Below are 16,576 nucleotides of genomic sequence, written 5' to 3'. Positions count from 1 at the left end.
CCTCGCCGCACACCTACAGCGGCGACATCAGCCCTAGAAAGCCCACCGCAACCAGCACCACCGCGCCCAGCGCCAGCTCCACGATCGTATTGCGACGAATCGCGTACAGCGCCATCGCCCGTTGCGTGCGAATGCGCGCAATCCAGCGGTAGCGATTGACCAGCGCCAGCCCCGTCATCACCAGCGCCAGCACGATTTTCACCCACAACAAGCGTTGATAATCCGACGCTGGGTCCACCCCACCAGCCCCCAGGATCAAGACCGCATTGCCGATGCCGCTAAGCAGCAGCACCGCCACGGCGACGTGCCCGCAAGTTGAAAACCGCAGCAAGGCGCGCGTTGCCTCGGCCCGATGGCCCGGACGCTGCCAGGCCGCCAGCCACGACAGGAATACCGGCAGCGACCCCAGCCAGAACGCGGCGGACAGGCCATGCAGCGCGTCATTGACCGCATGCGCCGCGCCCAGCCAACCTTCGTGCATCGCCGCATGGCCGCTCAGGCTCAGCGGCCCCAACCCCAGTGCCGCCACCCAGGCCAGCACCCAGGGCCGCCCGGGCCGCACCCACAACGCCACGGCCAGCGCCAGCACGGCGCCGAACACGCGCGGCATCCAGGCTTGACCATAGCGGGTTTGCAGCGCCACCGTGGCCAGCATGTCCGGATCCCGTAGCGCGCCCCAGTCGCCCGCGATGCTGGCGGCCTGCAACGGCAGCAGGCACAGCGCGGCCAGCAGCCCGATCGCCGCCGCCGCGCGCAGCGTGCGCCGCAACGCGACTTCGGCGTCCCGTCCCAGGCGCGGCGCGCCGCCCAGGGCCAGCATCGCGGCGGCCCCGAACAGCAACGCCGCGGCCGCCACGCTCACGGCCCGGCACAGCGCAAACGCGGCAAACAGCAGGCTCATCTCAAGGCTTGACCGTAAAGGTCCAGGCGCCGTCGGTCTTGTGGCCGTCCTTGGACAGCGCCTGCCACTTCACCGTATAGGCGCCGGTCGGCAGGTCCTTGGGCACGGGCAGCACCAGCGTCTTGTCGTCGCCCGGGGCGGGCGCGGCCTTGGCGCTGGCGGCCGGCTTGCCGGCGGCGTCCAGCAGCGTCAGCGACGAGAATGCGGGCTCCAGGCCTTCGGAAAAGCTGGCCGTCACGGTAGCCGGCGCGGCGGCCACCACGGCCTTGTCGGCGGGCGTGGCGGTTTTCAAGTGCGCGTGGGCCCAGGCCCATTGCGGGGCGATGGCCAGCACGGCGGCAGCGATAAGGGTCGGTTTGATCATGGTGGTGCTCCTGATGAATCGGCGGCGCATCGCCGCCAAAGGGTCATGGCATAACGAAGATTGAGCGCAATACGGCAACCGGCCGGCCATGGCCAGGCTGCAAGGGCGCACACTGCAAGCAGGAAAAATGGTGAACCCGGCCAGAGATTCAGGCGGGAAATTCGACTCACGGAACCAGGCCGACGAATTTCAGCCCGTATTCCCGCCAGGCAATCAGCCCACCCGCGGAGGGGCGCGGGACTGCTGCGGCCGCCAGGCCGGCGCATTGCGCCAACGCGGTGCGCCATCCTCGGACGCCAGCGGCGCCGTCGGCCCCAGGTCCGGCAAACGCCAGGCCACGCCAGCCAGTGCTGGCGGGCAAGCCCCGCCCAGCATCGCGCAGGTCGACGCGCAGCAATGCGGCAGCGTGCCGCCGCCGTCCCACCCGCCATGCGCATGAGCAGAAATGTCGGCCTGCGGGCCGGGCGGCGCCGCATCCAGCGCCACCACCCGCGGCCCGCTGGCCGTGCAGAGAATGACGCTAGCGCCCTGCCCGCGCGCCACCGGCGCCGGGGCGCCAAACGCCGCGGACGCCACCAAAGACTGGAAAACCAGCAGCGCCACCGCCAGCCACGCCACCCCGCGCCGGGCGGCGGCGGACAGGCGCAAAAACGTAACAGACGGGTGCTGGCTCATGGTGCCAGGGAGCTTACGACGCCCGCCCGGGGCCCCGCAACTTCAATCTGAAGCGTCACAACTGTTATGCTCCCTGCTTTCAACATCAGAACGTGCAGCACACACTATGGGTCTAGAACAGCTCGCCGCCATCCGAGGACTGCTTTTCAAGCAGGCTCCCGAAGAAACGGCTTCCACCAAACCCGCGCGACCCGCCGCCGCCAAAGGCGACGGCACGCGTGGTGAAAAGCGCGACGACAAGCGCGGCGGCAACCGGAACGGCAAGCGTGAAGGACAGCGCGCCCCCCAACAGGCCGGCCAACAGCAGGCAGGTCAACGCCAGGCGCCGCGCGAAAAGCGCGAGACCGACGTCGACCCCGTCCTGATCGCCATTTCGCGACTGCAACGCCAGTTTCCCAAGGCATTCCCCAAGAAGCCGGCCGCCAAGGTCCCGCTCAAGCTGGGCGTGCTGGAAGACCTGCAACAGCATGCCAAGGCCTTGCAGCTCACCGCCGAAGAAATCAAGGTGGCCGTCAAGACCTGGTGCGACGGCCGTCGCTACTGGGACAGCATGGTCGAAGCCGCCCCGCGCGTCGACCTGAACGGCGAACCCGCCGGCGCCGTCACCGCCAACGAAGCGCAGCACGCCAAGCGCATGGCCTCGCGTCGCCATGCCAAGGGCGCCGCCGCTCGCGGCAAGGGCAACGCCAACAAGGCCAAGCCGCAAGCCGATGGCGCACCCGCAACGGATGCCGCCCAGGACGTCGCCGCAACCCCGGCATCGGCTGACACTGCCGCTCCGGCCGCCGACGACCACGTGAAAACGTCGGCCGCCGCGCCGGTGCAAGTAGCGACCGAGGCCTCGGTTGCCCAAGCGCCCGAGCAAACGCCTGATCAAGCACCGGCCGATACGCAAGCCAAAGACTGATTCCTGCTTGAAAAAAGCCGGCTTGAAAAAAAACCGCGGACCGCGCAGCGCCTGCCAAGGCACTGAACGGTCCGCGGTTTTTCATGGCCGGCGGCCAAGGCCGCCCCGGGTGGCCCAGGCCGTGCGCTACCCCTCGTTCGACACCGCTGCGGCGAGCGCGGCTTCCCGTGCCTGCGTTTGCGGTTGCAGCACCAGGACGCGATAGCACACCGACATGCTGGTCACGGTGACCAGGCTGCCTGCCAACATGGAAACCGCGTTGTAGACGTAAAAGCCAGGGCTGGGCATGCGTGGCATCTGCAAGAGGAACACCCTGACCAGCTCCAAGAGCAACAGTATCGGGATCGGCAATAGCGCCACTGCCACGAAGCGCAACTTGTTGCCCCGGGTCAAGGCGTGGATATGGCGCAGGTTGACCTTGCCCGTCAGTGCGGCTTCCGGCAACGCCAGAAACAGGTGACCGGTGAAATACAACGGCGCCAGCCAAAGTACCGACGTCAACAGATTGCCCAGCGCATTCGTGCCGTCAGGGCCGGTCGTCCACACATAGACAAACAACCTCAGCGTCGCCAACACGAACAATGCGAGCGAACCGGCAGCGCCCAGCAGAAAGTACATGCGTTCGGGCTTGCCGGCCACCAGCCCGGCACGCGGGGCTTCGTTGAGCAAGATGAGGCGATGCCAGGCCACCGCCGCCAGCACCGGCGCGGCCACCAATACCAACCAGCTGGCCACCTCCAGCAGGATGCTGTGCTGGATCACAGCCAACTGACCCATGTACATCGCCAGGCACGAGCCGGCAAGCAGGATCGCCACCAGTTGCGGCGCCTGCGCAAGCATCTGCCCGCCGTGATCGCCCAGCGTGTCGAAGATTTGCCGGATCACCCGGAATAGCGGAAGTTTTTGCTGCACACATTGCTCCGTTGCTTGTTCGGCTCAACGCCGAAATGCCTTCGCGCCGCGGCGCGAAGGGTCCATACAAACAACGACAGTATGCAACAAAACTTAATAAATCGACGGCTGGGCCGCGCGGGCGCAGGTTAATCCAGTCTGATATCCGCGCTAGCCACCACCTTGGCCCAACGCGCCCGCTCGCTGCTGAAGAACTGCGCCAATTCCGCGGGATTGCGCACCACGATCTCGGCCCCCTGCTCGTTCAGCTGCGACTTCACGTCGGGCTGGTTGACGATCTGCCCCATCAGTGTGGCCAGCAGGTTCGCGGTCTTGTCCGAGGCCGAAACGGGCGCCATCACGCCTTGCCAGGTGCCGGATTCGAACCCCGCCACGCCCTGCTCGGAAATCGTCGGAATATCAGCCACCAGCTGCATGCGTTCCTTCTTGGAAATCGCAATCGCGCGCAGCTTGCCGCCCTTGATGTGCGGCAGCGTCGCCAGCAGGCCGTTCATGATCACCTGCGTCTGCCCGCCGATCGTGTCCGTCACCGCCTGCGAACCGCCCTTGTACGGCACGTATTCCCACTGCGCGCCGGTGGCCTGCTGCACGGCCACCGCCGCCAGGTGCGGCGCGCTGCCAATGGCGGTGACCGCAAAGTTCAGCCGCTGCTTCTTCGACAGCGCCACCAGTTCAGGCACGGTCTTGGCCGGCACGTCGGGGTGCACCGCCAGCACGTGCGGCGAATACGCCAGCATGCCGACCGACCGCAGGTCCTTGGACGGATCGAACGACAGCTTGGTATAGACCGACGGGCTGATCGCCAGCGCGCCCACGTCGCACAGCAGCACGGTGTGGCCTTCCTGCGCCGACTGCACCACGATGCCCGCGCCCAGGTTGCCGTTGGCGCCGGGCTTGTTCTCGACCACCACGGTTTGCTTGAGCGCCTCGGCCAGCCGCGGCGCGATGATCCGCGCGATGATGTCCGACGAGCCGCCGGGCGGGTACGGCACCACGATGCGCACGGGCCGGGTCGGCCAGGCGTCGGCCTGGGCCCACGCCGGGGTGATGCGCGCCAGACCCAGCGCGGCGGCGCCGGCCAGCAGATGCCTTCTGTTTGAATCCATGTTGTCTCCGTTGTTGTAAAGGACGGCCCGCGCCTCATCGGGCCGGTGCCAGGTGGTGTCAGGCCTGCCCCACGGCAAGCCCGTTGAAACCGAATGGGTCAGGCATGCACGCGTCCCGAGCGCATGCCGCAACGCCCGCAGCGCCAGCGCATCACGTCACCGGCCCCGGGTTGAACAGCGCCAGCGCGTTGTGCAGCTTGAGCTTTTCCGCACAGGTCTGGCGGCGGCCGCTGGCCACGTCCAGCATCAGGCGAAACAGCTCCCAGCCCACGTCTTCGATGCGGGCCTGGCCGGTCGCGATGCGGCCCGCGTCCACGTCCATCAGGTCGTGCCAGCGCCGCGCCAGGTCGCTGCGGGTGGCCACCTTGATGACCGGCACTTGCGCCAGCCCGTAAGGCGTGCCGCGGCCGGTGGTGAAGATGTGCAGGTTCATCCCGGCCGCCAGTTGCAGCGTGCCGCAGATGAAATCGCTGGCCGGCGTGGCCGCGAAGATCAGGCCCTTGCGCGTCAGCCGGTCGCCCGGCGACAGCACGCCGTCGATGTTCGACGAGCCGGATTTCACGATCGAGCCCATCGCCTTTTCGACGATGTTGGACAGCCCGCCCTTCTTGTTGCCCGGGCTGGTGTTGGCGCTGCGGTCGGCGCGGCCGCGTTGCAGGTAATCGTCGTACCAGGCCATCTCGCGCACCAAGGCCTCGGCCACCTCCGGCGTGGCGGCGCGCGCGGTCAGTTGATCGATGCCGTCGCGCACTTCCGTGTTCTCGGAGAACATCACCGTGGCGCCCGCGCGCACCAGCAGGTCGGCCGCAAAGCCCACCGCCGGGTTGGCCGTCACCCCCGAAAACGCGTCGCTGCCGCCGCACTGCACGCCCACCACCAGGTCCGACGCCGGGCAGGTCTCGCGCCGCCGCTGGTTCAGTTTTTCCAGGTGCCGTTCGGCCGTGCGCATGATGTTGTCGATCATGGATTCGAAGCCCACGTGCTCGTCGTCCTGCAGCACGATGGTATCCACCCCGCCCTCGCCCGCCATGCCCTGGCCCGCGCGGATCGGAATGGCGTCGGGCGCCAACAGGCGTTCGGGTTGCAGCTTTTCGCAGCCCAGGCTGACCACCATGGTGGTGCCGCCAAAATTCGGGTTGCGCGCAATGTTGTGCAGCGTGCGCACCGGAATCGCCGCGCCCGGCGCATCGATCGCCACGCCGCAGCCGTAGGTGTGTTCCAGCCCCACCACCTCGTCCACATTCGGATAGCGCGGCAGCAGCTCGCGCCGGATGCGCGCCACCGCGTGTTCCACCACGCCCTGCACGCATTGCACCGTGGTGCTGATGGCCAGGATGTTGCGCGTGCCCACCGTGCCGTCGGCGTTGCGGTAACCCTGAAAGGTATAGCCCTCCAGCGGCGGTAGCGGCGCCGTGCGGCGCGTGCCCACCGGCAGGTCCTGCAAGCTGCGGGCGGCCGGCATCGTCGTGACGCGCTCGTTGACCCAGCTGCCGCGCGGCAGCGCCTTGGCCGCATAGCCCACCACCACGTTGTAGCGCCGCACCGCCTCGCCCTCGGCCAGGTCCTGCAACGCCACCTTGTGCCCCTGCGGCACCGCTTCGGCCAGCACCAGGCCGTCCGGCAGCGCGGTGCCCGCCGGCAAGCCGCCGTCGTTGGCGACAATGGCGACGTTGTCCTGGGGGTGGATCTGGATAAGCACGGGCGCTTGGCCTGCCGCGAGCTGCATTCGGGTCTCCTGGGGGTGATCGGCGCCGTCGAACGCGGCATGCCATACGTTATCGTACAACCAAGAGAATAATTGCTGCCGATGGCGTCGATGAATTGCGGATTTCCCCAAGGCGATCGGGCGCCTCATAGGGGAACTCGGCTTGAACCCTGAAAAATCATGTTGTACGATGACGTACCTATTCATCGCGACCGACTCGGCAGACCTTCCGCCGGCGCGTCGCCCGCCTCACAGGGAACCCCGCCCATGACCACGCCGCAGGAACTCAAGGAAATCGTCTCGGAAGGCTTGCTGTCCTTCCCCGTCACCGATTTCGACCAGAATGGCGATTTCAACGCCAAGACCTATGCCCAACGCCTGGAATGGCTGGCGCCCTACGGCGCCACAGCCCTGTTCGCGGCCGGCGGCACGGGTGAGTTCTTCTCGCTGGCCCCCTCCGAATACTCCGATGTCATCCGCACCGCCGTGAACACCTGCGCTGGCAAGGTGCCGATCCTGGCCGGCGCCGGCGGCCCCACCCGCGTCGCCATCGCCTATGCGCAAGAAGCCGAACGCTTGGGCGCCAAGGGCGTGCTGCTGTTGCCGCACTACCTCACCGAAGCCTCGCAGCAAGGCATTGCGGACCACGTCGAACAGGTCTGCAAATCCGTCAAGATCGGCGTCATCGTCTACAACCGCGCGCAATCGCGCCTGTCGGCCGACAGCCTGGCCGTGCTGGCCGACCGCTGCCCCAACCTGGTGGGTTTCAAGGACGGTATCGGCGACATCGAAGCCATGGTGCGCATCCGCCGCAAGATGGGCGACCGCTTCTCGTACCTGGGCGGCCTGCCCACCGCCGAGGTCTACGCCGCCGCCTACAAAGCGCTGGGCGTACCGGTGTATTCGTCGGCCGTCTTCAACTTCGTGCCCAAGACCGCGATGGACTTCTATCGCGCCATTGCCGCGCACGACCACGACACCACCAACCGCCTGCTCGACGAATTCTTCCTGCCCTACCTGGAAATCCGCAACCGCTGCGCCGGCTACGCCGTCAGCATCGTCAAGGCCGGCGCCAAGCTGGTTGGCCACGATGCGGGTCCTGTGCGCGCCCCGCTGACGGACCTGAAGCCCGACGAGCTGGAAGCGCTCAACGCCCTGATCAAGAAGCTCGGCCCCCAATAACCCCGCCTTGCAGCCACGCCTGCCCGCCCCCAGCCTGGGGGCGTTTTCATTCGGAGAATCACCCATGACTTTGACCGGCAACATGTTGATCGGCGCCAGCGCCATCCCGGGCACCGGCGCCCCGCAGCACGCCATCAACCCCGCCAACGGCCAGGCCCTGGAACCCGGCTTTCCCGCCGGCACCGCGCAAGACGTCGCCCGCGCCGCCGAGCTGGCCCGGGCCGCCTTCGACACCTACCGCGCCGCGCCCCTGGAAACCCGCGCGCAGTTCCTGGAAAGCATTGCCGACGGCATCCTGCAACTGGGCGACGCGCTGATCGAGCGCACGCATCTCGAAACCGGCCTGCCGCTGGCTCGCCTGCAAGGCGAACGCGGCCGCACCGTCGGCCAGCTGCGCCTGTTTGCCCGCGTGGTGCGCGACGGCTACTTCCTGGACGCCACCATCGACCCCGCCCAGCCCGACCGCCAACCCCTGCCGCGCGCCGACCTGCGCCTGGCCAACGTGCCGCTGGGCCCGGTCGCCGTGTTCGGCGCCAGCAACTTCCCGCTGGCCTTCTCGGTGGCAGGCGGCGACACCGCCTCGGCCCTGGCGGCCGGCTGCCCTGTCATCGTCAAGGCCCACAACGCCCACCCCGGCACCTCGGAAATGGTCGGCCGCGTGATCCAGCAGGCCGTTGCCAAGCACGGCCTGCCCGAAGGCACGTTCTCGCTGCTCTTTGGCGCCGGCAATGAAATTGGCACCGCGCTGGCCACCCACCCGGCCATCACCGCGGTCGGCTTCACCGGCTCGCGCCGCGGCGGCCTGGCGCTGGTCGCCGCCGCCAACGCCCGCCCCGTGCCGATTCCCGTGTACGCCGAGATGTCCAGCATCAACCCGGTATTCCTGCTGCCGGCGGCCCTGGAAACACGCGCCGAGGCCATCGCCAAGGGCTTTGTCGACTCGCTGGTGATGGGCGTGGGCCAGTTCTGCACCAACCCGGGCCTGGTCATCGGCATCGAAGGCCCGGCGCTGGAACGCTTCCGCCAGGCCGCCGCCCAAGCCGTCGAGGCCAAGGGCGCAGCCACCATGCTGACGCCCGGCATCTTCTCGGCCTACACGCAAGGCGAACAGGCCCTGGCCGGCCACGCCAGCGTCGCCACCCTGAGCCGCGGTGAAGCCTCCAAGCCCGCCGCCAACGCCGCCGGCCCCGCCGTCTTCGGCACCGATGCCGCGCGTTTCCTGGCATCGCCCGAACTCGAAGCCGAAGTCTTTGGCCCGGCATCGCTGGTCGTGGCCTGCCGCGACGCCGCCGAGATGCGCGCCGTGGCCGAACACCTGGAAGGCCAGCTGACCGCCACGCTGTTCATCGACGACGCCGACACCGACGCGGCGCGCGCGCTGCTGCCCGTGCTGGAACGCAAGGCCGGCCGCATCCTGGCCAACGGCTACCCCACCGGCGTCGAAGTCAGCCATGCCATGGTGCACGGCGGCCCCTTCCCGGCCACGTCCAACCCCGCCTCGACCTCGGTCGGCGCCACCGCCATCCGCCGCTTCCTGCGCCCGGTCTGCTACCAGGACCTGCCCGACGCGCTGCTGCCCGACGGCATCAAGCGGGCCAACCCGCTGGGCCTGCCGCGCATGACGGACGGCGTCATGGCCGTCTGACGCGTCTCGCGTTCAGCCAGGACGGGCGGCGATATGCCGCCCTTTTTTTTTGGGGAATGTCAGGGCAAAGGGAGGCATGAACCGATCCCACCTTAGGCCCGACCCGTTTCCTGCAGCGCTGGTTGGCGCCGGCTGGACTTAGGTGCTGCCCGTCTCCCGCTTCAATTTCGCTCGCCGTCACGCCCCTTCGGTGTCTCATTCCTGTCGCGCATCTTTATGTTGTACGACAACATCAGCCCGGGTCCCTATCTCGTTGCCCAGTCATCTTGTATGTTGTACGATGACATACATCTATTGAATTTTCATCCCTGCCGCCCTGTTCAGACATCGGCGGCTTCCCTTCAAGCAATCACGGACTCAGGTATGACCACTCCCCAGGAACTCAAGGCGATCGTCTCGGAAGGCTTGCTCTCCTTCCCCGTTACCGACTTCGACCAGAACGGCGACTTCAACGCCAAGACCTACGCCCAGCGCCTGGAATGGCTGGCCCCCTACGGCGCCACCGCCCTGTTCGCGGCCGGCGGCACGGGTGAGTTCTTTTCGCTGGCCCCCTCCGAATATTCCGATGTCATCCGCACCGCCGTGAACACTTGCGCTGGCAAAGTGCCGATCCTGGCCGGCGCGGGCGGCCCCACCCGCGTCGCCATCGCCTATGCACAAGAAGCCGAACGCCTGGGCGCCAAGGGCGTGCTGCTGTTGCCCCACTACCTGACCGAAGCCTCGCAACAAGGCATCCTCGACCACGTCGAACAGGTCTGCAAATCGGTCAAGATCGGCGTCATCGTCTACAACCGCGCCCAGTCGCGCCTGTCGGCCGACAGCCTGGCCGTGCTGGCCGACCGCTGCCCCAACCTGGTCGGCTTCAAAGACGGCATCGGCGACATCGAAGCCATGGTCCGCATCCGCCGCAAGCTGGGCGACCGCTTTTCGTACCTGGGCGGCCTGCCCACCGCCGAGGTCTACGCCGCCGCCTACAAGGCGCTGGGCGTGCCGGTGTACTCGTCCGCCGTCTTCAACTTCGTGCCCAAGACCGCGATGGACTTCTACCGCGCCGTCGCCGCGCACGACCACGACACGACGAACCGCCTGCTCGACGAGTTCTTCCTGCCCTACCTGGAAATCCGCAACCGCTGCGCCGGCTATGCCGTCAGCATCGTCAAGGCCGGCGCCAAACTGGTCGGCCACGATGCGGGTCCTGTGCGCGCCCCGCTGACGGACCTGAAGCCCGACGAGCTGGAAATGCTCAATGCGCTGATCAAGAAGCTGGGTCCGCAGTAAGGGCCGACACGTCAATCAGGCACAGCCGGCAGATGTACCGGCTGCGCTGATTGAGCGGGTCAAGCCACAGAAATAGCTAAGGGCCGCAAAAATGCGGCCCTTAGCTATTGCGAGGCGATCACGGGGGTGACGCTTGACGCATCACCCCAAGCATCGCGCCATCACCCCACCGACGGCTGGTTCAACACCGCCAACATCTGTTCCAGGCGCGCCTGTTCCTGGTCGGCGTATTCCCAGTTCGGATACTTGGTGCGCGCCCGCGCATTCAGCCATAGCTGATCCGCAATGGCCGCCTTGGCCAGGCCCAGCAATTCGGCATCGATACGGCCGGCAATCTTCAGTTGTCCGAACGCCGTCGCCACGATCGCCCGGCATTCGCCCTGGAAAAAGCGCTCGTTCATGTCGTCTTCATCCAGCCACTGCGTCCTGGCATCCAGGTCATGGCGAATGCGGTCCCAGGGCACGTCCAACCCCCAGTCGGCCAGAAACTCATTCATGAACTTGACGATGCCGCGGCCGCTCTTGTTCTCGCCGTACCAGTCCTGCAGGCCGCGCAACGCATCATTGCCGTCATCGCTGCCAAACGGGCTGAAATCGTCGGCGCAGTCGTAATAGAAGTCATCGCCGGCCAGCGCCACGAAGTTGGGGTGGCTGGTTTCCCGAGCCAGGCCTTCGTCTTCATCGTCAAGGTACAGATCGTTTTTCGGCATCGTGCGTGGGTTCCATTTTGTGTGTGTGTCGGAAGGGGCATGATAAGCCAGTCCCCCAATTCCTCTCCTGTATGCTGTCATACGGCCCCAGCCGTTTATCATTAGGCCTTCGTCCCCCGGCACCACACCCCAAAAAGAGACAATGGAAACTCCCCGGCCCCGCCCGCGTTCGCGCTTGACCGACGTCGTGATCGACGAACTGACCAAGCGCCTGGACGCCCGGCAGTACCGCCCCGGCGACAAGCTGCCGTCAGAGCACGCGCTGTGCGCCGAGTTCGACGTCAGCCGCACCGTCATCCGCGAAGCCGTGGCCTCGATGCGCCTGAGCGGCCGGCTGGTCAGCAAGGCCGGCATCGGCGTGTTCGTCACCGAAGACCGCGAAAAGCCCATCGACTTCGTCGTGGCGCCGGCAGGCGACCCGCGCTGGGCCCTGCACATCATGGAATTGCGCGCCGGGCTCGAGGTCGAAGCCTGTGGGCTGGCGGCAGAGCGCCGCAGCGCCGCCGACCTGAGCGGCATCGTCGAAGCCTTCGACGCCTTCAACCGCGCCACCCGCGACATGGAAGCCGCCGTCAAGGCCGACTACGAATTCCACCTGTCCATCGCCCGCGCGTCGAACAATCCGCACTTTCCCGCGCTGCTGCAGGCCGCGGTGCGCGACGTCATGCTCGATCTGAACATCAAGCACGGCGGCAAGACGCCCGAAGAACTTGAAACCTACGAAACCCGCAACGTGCAGGAACACGAGGCCATCCTGACGGCCATCATGCGCCGCGACCCCGGCGCCGCCCGCGCTGCCATGGCCCGCCACCTGGGCGACAGCATCGCCCGCTACCGCAAGCTGCTGTCGCACCCGCCCGCCTGATCGCGGGCGGCCACGCCCCAGGCATCGGCCCTGAATACGTCCGGCGCCCCGCAGGCGCCATATAACCCCCGGCATTCCCCACATTACGGGAATCCCCTTACTTGCTCACTTGTATGATGGCTGCCATCATACGTCTCATGAGTTCGTAAAGCCCGTCCGTGACAGCCGCCACGCGGGATCAGTTACGCAAGACCTGCCGTCCAAGTGCCGCCGATGACCACGTTGCCTGCCCTGCGCCCGACCTTCCAACGCTACGCCACCCGTATCCACCGGTAGCCGCCCGTCTGGAAAGCCGCTGCCGCGACCTCGCCGCATCCCTCGCTTTCCCTTCCCCGTCCGTATCCGCACACACCGCCGCCTCTGCCTGACAGGTGCGGGGCGCGTTGTCGCGCGTCCGGTCTTTGCCCTTCGCTTCGTCCTACCCCCTCCCCTGGAGAACACTCTCATGCGCAAGTTCCTGACCACCGCCGTCGCGGCGACCCTGCTGTGCGTGGCGTCCGGCGCCCAAGCCGGCGTTACCTTCGAAGCCGTCAAGAAAAAAGGCTTCCTGCAATGCGGCTTTGCCGGCATTCCCGGTTTCTCGGTGCTGGACAGCAAGGGCGAATGGACCGGCCTGGACGTGGACATGTGCCGCGCCGTGGCCGCCGCGATGTTCGGTGACGCGTCCAAGGTCAAGGGCAACGTGCTGACCGCCCAGGCCAAGTTCACCGCCCTGCAGTCCGGTGAAATCGACATGCTGTCGCGCAACACCACCCAGACCCTGACACGCGACACCACCCTGGGCCTGATCGGCGTGGGCGTGAACTTCTATGACGCCCAGGGCCTGATCGTGAAGAAGTCCATGAACGTGAAGACGGTCAAGGAACTGGACGGCGCCACCGTCTGCGTGCAGCCCGGCACCACCACCGAACTGAACCTGGCCGACTACTTCCGCGCCCGCGGCATCACCTTCAAGCCGGTGCTGGTCGAGAACTACGACGAAAACTTCCGCCTGCTGGAATCGGGCCGCTGCGACGCCTACACCAACGACAAGTCCAACACCGCCGCCAACATGCGCACGCGCCTGGCCAAGCCCGACGACTGGGAAATCCTGCCGGAAAACCTGTCCAAGGAACCGCTCGGCCCCATGGTGCGCCAGGGCGACGAACAGTGGTTCAACGTGGTGCGCTGGTCGCTCAACGCCATGCTGGAAGCCGAGGAATACGGCATCACGTCCAAGAACGTCGATGACATGCTCAAGAGCACCAACCCCAATGTGCAGCGCATCCTGGGCGTGACGCCCGGCATGGGCAAGAACCTGGGCCTGGACGACAAGTGGGCCTACAACATCATCAAGCAGGTCGGCAACTACGGCGAAAGCTACGACCGCGCCATGGGCAAGGAAAGCCCCCTGAAGCTGGAGCGCGGCCTGAACAAGCTGTGGACGCAAGGCGGCCTGATGTACGGCTGGCCGGTGCGTTGATGCCCAGGCTCGCCTTGCCTTCCGGCAGGCGAGCCGCCCCGCGGCCAGGCCGGATCCGCCCGCCTGGCCGCCCCACACGTTTTCCTTGATTTTCGCGGGGCCGGCGGGTGTGCCGGCCACCGCCTTTTTTCAGAAGCAGTCACCATGAACAGCATCGTCAACGCCCGCCTCAAGCAGATCAAACCTTCCCCCAGCATGGCCGCCAAGATCGTCGTCGACGAACTGCGCCGCGCCGGCCGCGAGATCGCCGACTTCACCCTGGGCGAGCCCGACATGCCCACGCCCGCCCACATCGCGCGCGCCGGGCAGGCCGCCATTGCCGGCGGCGACATCCGCTACACCAGCCCCAATGGCACCCCGGGCCTGCGCCGCGCCATCGCCAACAGCCTGGAACTGACGCTGGGCGCCAAGTACGGCCTGGACCAGATCACCGTGGGCGCCGGCGCCAAGCAGATCATCAGCGCGGCGCTCACCGCCAGCCTGGAACCCGGCGACGAAGTCATCGTGTGCGCCCCGTACTGGGTCTCGTACCCGGACATGGTGCTGCTCAACGAAGGCAAGCCCGTCGTCGCGGCCGGCCCGGAATCGCAAGGCTTCAAGCTGGACGCCGCCACCCTGGAAGCCGCCATCACGCCGCGCACCCGCTGGCTGATCCTGAATTCACCCAGCAACCCCAGCGGCGCCGTCTACAGCCGCGCCGAAATGCGCGCCCTGACCGACGTGCTGCTGCGCCATCCGCGCGTCTGGATTCTCAGCGACGAGATCTACGCGCCCTTCTGCTATGGCAATGCGCCGCACGTGTCGCCCGTGCAGGTGGAACCGCAACTGGCCGACCGCACGCTGATCGTCAACGGCATGTCCAAGTCGTACGCCATGACCGGCTGGCGCGTGGGCTACGGCGCCGGCCCGGCCGACCTGATCAAGGCCATGAGCACCGTGATGTCGCAAAGCACCAGCTGCCCCAGCGCCATTTCGCAAGCCGCCGCCCAGGCCGCCCTGGAAGGCGACCAGACCAGCGTCACCGACATGGTCGCCATCTTCAAGGCCCGCCGCGACCTGATCGTGCGCCGCCTGAACGCCATCCCCGGCATCTCGTGCGCCACGCCCGACGGCGCCTTCTACGTCTACGCCAACGTCAGCGGCCTGATCGGCCGCACCGGCCCCGACGGCGAACTGAAGACCGACCTGGACGTCAGCCTGTTCTTCCTGCGCCAGGCCGGCGTGGCCGTGATCGACGGCGGCTCGTACGGCCTGTCGCCCTACGTGCGCTTCTCGTTCGCCACCGCCACCGAGGTGATCGAACAAGGCATGGACCGCCTGGCCGCCGCGGTCAACGCGCTGATGGCGGGCTGAACCGTGGGTAAAGCAAGTTCCGCCACCACGCGGCGCGCGCCGCGCCGCTGGTCCTGGAGCGACCCCGCCACCCGCGCCCTGGCCTACCAGGCCCTGGCGCTGGCCCTGGCGGGGTCGGCCATCTGGTTCCTGGTCCACAACACCCTGCAAAACCTGGCGCTGCGCAACATCGCCACCGGCTTTGGCTTCCTGACGCGCGAAGCGGGCTTTGCCATCGGCGAATCGCCCATCGCCTACGGCCCGGCCGACACCTACGGCCGCGCCATCGCCGTCGGCATCCTGAACACGCTGCGCGTCGGCCTGATCGCCCTGGTCGCGGCCACCGTGCTGGGCGTGCTGATCGGCGTGGGCCGCCTGTCCAGGAACTGGCTGGTGGCCCGCCTGGCCTCGATCTACGTCGAGGTCATGCGCAACGTGCCGCTGCTGTTGCAGCTGTTCTTCTGGTACGCGCTCATCACCGAGAACATGCCCGGCCCGCGCCAAGCGCACCACCCGCTGCCGGGCGTGTTCATTTCCAACCGCGGCCTGAAGGTGCCAGGGCTGGAAGGCGCCTCGCTGGATTGGGTGCTGGGCGGACTGGGCCTGGCGATTGTCGCCATCCTGTTCCTGGGCCACTGGGGCAAACAGCGCCAGGAAGCCACCGGCCGGCCGTTTCCGCTGGGGCGCTTCGCCATCGGCCTGCTGCTAGGCCTGCCGCTCGCGGGCTGGCTGGCCAGCGGCGCCTCGCTGACGCTGGACATGCCCGAACTGAAGGGCTTCAACTTCACCGGCGGGCTGACCCTGACGCCGGAATTCGCCGCCCTGCTGCTGGGCCTGGTGATCTACACCGCCGCCTTCATCGCCGAAGTGGTGCGCTCGGGCATCCAGGCGGTCGGCAACGGCCAATGGGAAGCCGCGGGCGCGCTGGGCCTGCGCCGGCCCCTGGCGCTGCGCCTGGTGGTGTTGCCGCAAGCGCTGCGCGTCATCATCCCGCCCATGACCAGCCAATACCTGAATCTGTTGAAGAACAGTTCCCTGGCGGTCGCCATCGGCTATCCGGACATCGTGTCGGTGGTGAACACCACGCTGAACCAGACCGGCCAGGCCATCGAGGGCATTCTCATCATCATGGGCGCCTACCTGACGGTCAGCCTGTCGATCTCGATATTCATGAACTGGTACAACAAGCGCATCGCGCTGGTGGAGCGTTGATATGAGCAATCATATGAGCCACGCCACGCCTATCCCCACCGAAGGGCTGCCGCCGCCCAAGACCCACGTCGGTGCGTGGGCCTGGGTGCGCGAGCGCCTGTTTTCCTCGCCGCTGAACATCCTGATCACCGTGCTGGTGGCCTGGTTCCTGTTGATGTCGGTGCCGGCGCTGGTGGAATGGGCTTTCATTAAAGCCAACTACACCGCCGCCAACGCGCAGGAATGCCGCGCGTCCGTCGGCGGCGCCTGCTGGGCCTTCATCATCGAGAAGCACCGCCTGATCCTGTTCGGCACGTATCCGTACGACGAACAATGGCGTC

The 16,576-nt window shown here is 67.2% G+C and carries 15 protein-coding genes and 1 pseudogene; 9 read left to right on the top strand and 7 right to left on the bottom strand.

Annotated elements, in window-relative coordinates:
- Positions 1-13: 13 nt before the first annotated feature.
- The 3 genes from copD to AC6LJ2_RS18255 all read right to left on the bottom strand — a co-directional run bounded on the left by copD (position 14) and on the right by AC6LJ2_RS18255 (position 1,940).
- Entirely contained in the window at positions 14-901 is an 888-nt protein-coding gene (copD, locus tag AC6LJ2_RS18265; RefSeq protein ID WP_498151871.1) for a copper homeostasis membrane protein CopD, read from the bottom strand.
- A gap of 1 nt (position 902) precedes the next feature.
- Positions 903-1,265 (bottom strand): copper homeostasis periplasmic binding protein CopC, encoded by a 363-nt coding sequence (copC, locus tag AC6LJ2_RS18260; protein WP_498151870.1) that lies wholly within the window; start codon positions 1,263-1,265, stop codon positions 903-905.
- A gap of 213 nt (positions 1,266-1,478) precedes the next feature.
- Positions 1,479-1,940 (bottom strand): DUF2946 family protein, encoded by a 462-nt coding sequence (locus AC6LJ2_RS18255; protein ID WP_498151869.1) that lies wholly within the window; start codon positions 1,938-1,940, stop codon positions 1,479-1,481.
- 106 nt (positions 1,941-2,046) lie between these two features.
- Here AC6LJ2_RS18255 and AC6LJ2_RS18250 point away from each other — a divergent pair, with 106 nt between their 5' ends.
- Entirely contained in the window at positions 2,047-2,847 is an 801-nt protein-coding gene (locus AC6LJ2_RS18250) for a ProQ/FinO family protein (RefSeq protein ID WP_498151868.1), read from the top strand.
- A 126-nt stretch (positions 2,848-2,973) separates the two neighbouring features.
- On the opposite strand, the gene AC6LJ2_RS18245 is transcribed toward AC6LJ2_RS18250, so the two are convergent.
- From AC6LJ2_RS18245 to garD, 3 genes are all read right to left on the bottom strand, one after another.
- Positions 2,974-3,759: a hypothetical protein gene (locus AC6LJ2_RS18245; protein WP_498151867.1), complete on the bottom strand. Its 786-nt coding sequence runs from the start codon at positions 3,757-3,759 to the stop codon at positions 2,974-2,976.
- A 128-nt stretch (positions 3,760-3,887) separates the two neighbouring features.
- Positions 3,888-4,865, bottom strand: coding sequence for a Bug family tripartite tricarboxylate transporter substrate binding protein (locus AC6LJ2_RS18240; protein WP_445659085.1), 978 nt, complete (start codon positions 4,863-4,865; stop codon positions 3,888-3,890).
- A 151-nt stretch (positions 4,866-5,016) separates the two neighbouring features.
- A complete protein-coding gene (gene garD / locus AC6LJ2_RS18235; RefSeq protein WP_263914627.1) occupies positions 5,017-6,591 on the bottom strand; it encodes a galactarate dehydratase in 1,575 nt (524 codons plus the stop codon).
- Between the two features lie 246 nt (positions 6,592-6,837).
- On the opposite strand from garD, the gene kdgD (AC6LJ2_RS18230) reads away from it, so the two are divergent.
- From kdgD (AC6LJ2_RS18230) to kdgD (AC6LJ2_RS18220), 3 genes are all read left to right on the top strand, one after another.
- Positions 6,838-7,752 (top strand): 5-dehydro-4-deoxyglucarate dehydratase, encoded by a 915-nt coding sequence (gene kdgD / locus AC6LJ2_RS18230; RefSeq protein ID WP_263914628.1) that lies wholly within the window; start codon positions 6,838-6,840, stop codon positions 7,750-7,752.
- 64 nt (positions 7,753-7,816) lie between these two features.
- Positions 7,817-9,397, top strand: coding sequence for an aldehyde dehydrogenase (NADP(+)) (locus AC6LJ2_RS18225; RefSeq protein WP_498151866.1), 1,581 nt, complete (start codon positions 7,817-7,819; stop codon positions 9,395-9,397).
- 363 nt (positions 9,398-9,760) lie between these two features.
- Positions 9,761-10,675 carry a 5-dehydro-4-deoxyglucarate dehydratase gene (gene kdgD, locus AC6LJ2_RS18220; protein ID WP_175195113.1) on the top strand — a complete coding sequence of 305 codons (915 nt, stop codon included), beginning with the start codon at positions 9,761-9,763 and terminating at the stop codon, positions 10,673-10,675.
- A gap of 161 nt (positions 10,676-10,836) precedes the next feature.
- Here the strand turns inward: kdgD (AC6LJ2_RS18220) and AC6LJ2_RS18215 are convergent, their stop codons facing one another.
- Positions 10,837-11,385, bottom strand: a complete 549-nt coding sequence (locus tag AC6LJ2_RS18215) for a MolR family transcriptional regulator (RefSeq protein WP_498151865.1) — start codon at positions 11,383-11,385, stop codon at positions 10,837-10,839.
- Positions 11,386-11,527: 142 nt separating this feature from the next.
- Here AC6LJ2_RS18215 and AC6LJ2_RS18210 point away from each other — a divergent pair, with 142 nt between their 5' ends.
- The 5 genes and pseudogenes from AC6LJ2_RS18210 to AC6LJ2_RS18190 all read left to right on the top strand — a co-directional run.
- Positions 11,528-12,250, top strand: coding sequence for a FadR/GntR family transcriptional regulator (locus AC6LJ2_RS18210; RefSeq protein WP_263914633.1), 723 nt, complete (start codon positions 11,528-11,530; stop codon positions 12,248-12,250).
- A 445-nt stretch (positions 12,251-12,695) separates the two neighbouring features.
- Entirely contained in the window at positions 12,696-13,712 is a 1,017-nt protein-coding gene (locus AC6LJ2_RS18205) for an amino acid ABC transporter substrate-binding protein (RefSeq protein ID WP_263914634.1), read from the top strand.
- Between the two features lie 144 nt (positions 13,713-13,856).
- Entirely contained in the window at positions 13,857-15,065 is a 1,209-nt protein-coding gene (locus AC6LJ2_RS18200; RefSeq protein ID WP_498151864.1) for an aminotransferase class I/II-fold pyridoxal phosphate-dependent enzyme, read from the top strand.
- Positions 15,066-15,068: 3 nt separating this feature from the next.
- Positions 15,069-16,256: an amino acid ABC transporter permease gene (locus tag AC6LJ2_RS18195; protein WP_498151863.1), complete on the top strand. Its 1,188-nt coding sequence runs from the start codon at positions 15,069-15,071 to the stop codon at positions 16,254-16,256.
- Positions 16,257-16,269: 13 nt separating this feature from the next.
- A pseudogene (locus AC6LJ2_RS18190) lies at positions 16,270-16,576 on the top strand (amino acid ABC transporter permease); the annotation flags it as partial.

Source organism: Achromobacter sp. 1014246743 (assembly GCF_059760725.1).
Note: the sequence above shows the minus strand (reverse complement) of the source record. Positions and strands in the feature narration are given on the sequence as shown.

What these genes read in the sequence shown, in the direction of transcription:
- copD (WP_498151871.1), bottom strand. Translation starts at nt 901, where the DNA reads ATGAGCCTGCTGTTTGCCGCGTTTGCGCTGTGCCGGGCCGTGAGCGTG.
- copC (WP_498151870.1), bottom strand. Translation starts at nt 1,265, where the DNA reads ATGATCAAACCGACCCTTATCGCTGCCGCCGTGCTGGCCATCGCCCCG.
- AC6LJ2_RS18255 (WP_498151869.1), bottom strand. Translation starts at nt 1,940, where the DNA reads ATGAGCCAGCACCCGTCTGTTACGTTTTTGCGCCTGTCCGCCGCCGCC.
- AC6LJ2_RS18250 (WP_498151868.1), top strand. Translation starts at nt 2,047, where the DNA reads ATGGGTCTAGAACAGCTCGCCGCCATCCGAGGACTGCTTTTCAAGCAG.
- AC6LJ2_RS18240 (WP_445659085.1), bottom strand. Translation starts at nt 4,865, where the DNA reads ATGGATTCAAACAGAAGGCATCTGCTGGCCGGCGCCGCCGCGCTGGGT.
- garD (WP_263914627.1), bottom strand. Translation starts at nt 6,591, where the DNA reads ATGCAGCTCGCGGCAGGCCAAGCGCCCGTGCTTATCCAGATCCACCCC.
- kdgD (WP_263914628.1), top strand. Translation starts at nt 6,838, where the DNA reads ATGACCACGCCGCAGGAACTCAAGGAAATCGTCTCGGAAGGCTTGCTG.
- AC6LJ2_RS18225 (WP_498151866.1), top strand. Translation starts at nt 7,817, where the DNA reads ATGACTTTGACCGGCAACATGTTGATCGGCGCCAGCGCCATCCCGGGC.
- kdgD (WP_175195113.1), top strand. Translation starts at nt 9,761, where the DNA reads ATGACCACTCCCCAGGAACTCAAGGCGATCGTCTCGGAAGGCTTGCTC.
- AC6LJ2_RS18215 (WP_498151865.1), bottom strand. Translation starts at nt 11,385, where the DNA reads ATGCCGAAAAACGATCTGTACCTTGACGATGAAGACGAAGGCCTGGCT.
- AC6LJ2_RS18210 (WP_263914633.1), top strand. Translation starts at nt 11,528, where the DNA reads ATGGAAACTCCCCGGCCCCGCCCGCGTTCGCGCTTGACCGACGTCGTG.
- AC6LJ2_RS18205 (WP_263914634.1), top strand. Translation starts at nt 12,696, where the DNA reads ATGCGCAAGTTCCTGACCACCGCCGTCGCGGCGACCCTGCTGTGCGTG.
- AC6LJ2_RS18200 (WP_498151864.1), top strand. Translation starts at nt 13,857, where the DNA reads ATGAACAGCATCGTCAACGCCCGCCTCAAGCAGATCAAACCTTCCCCC.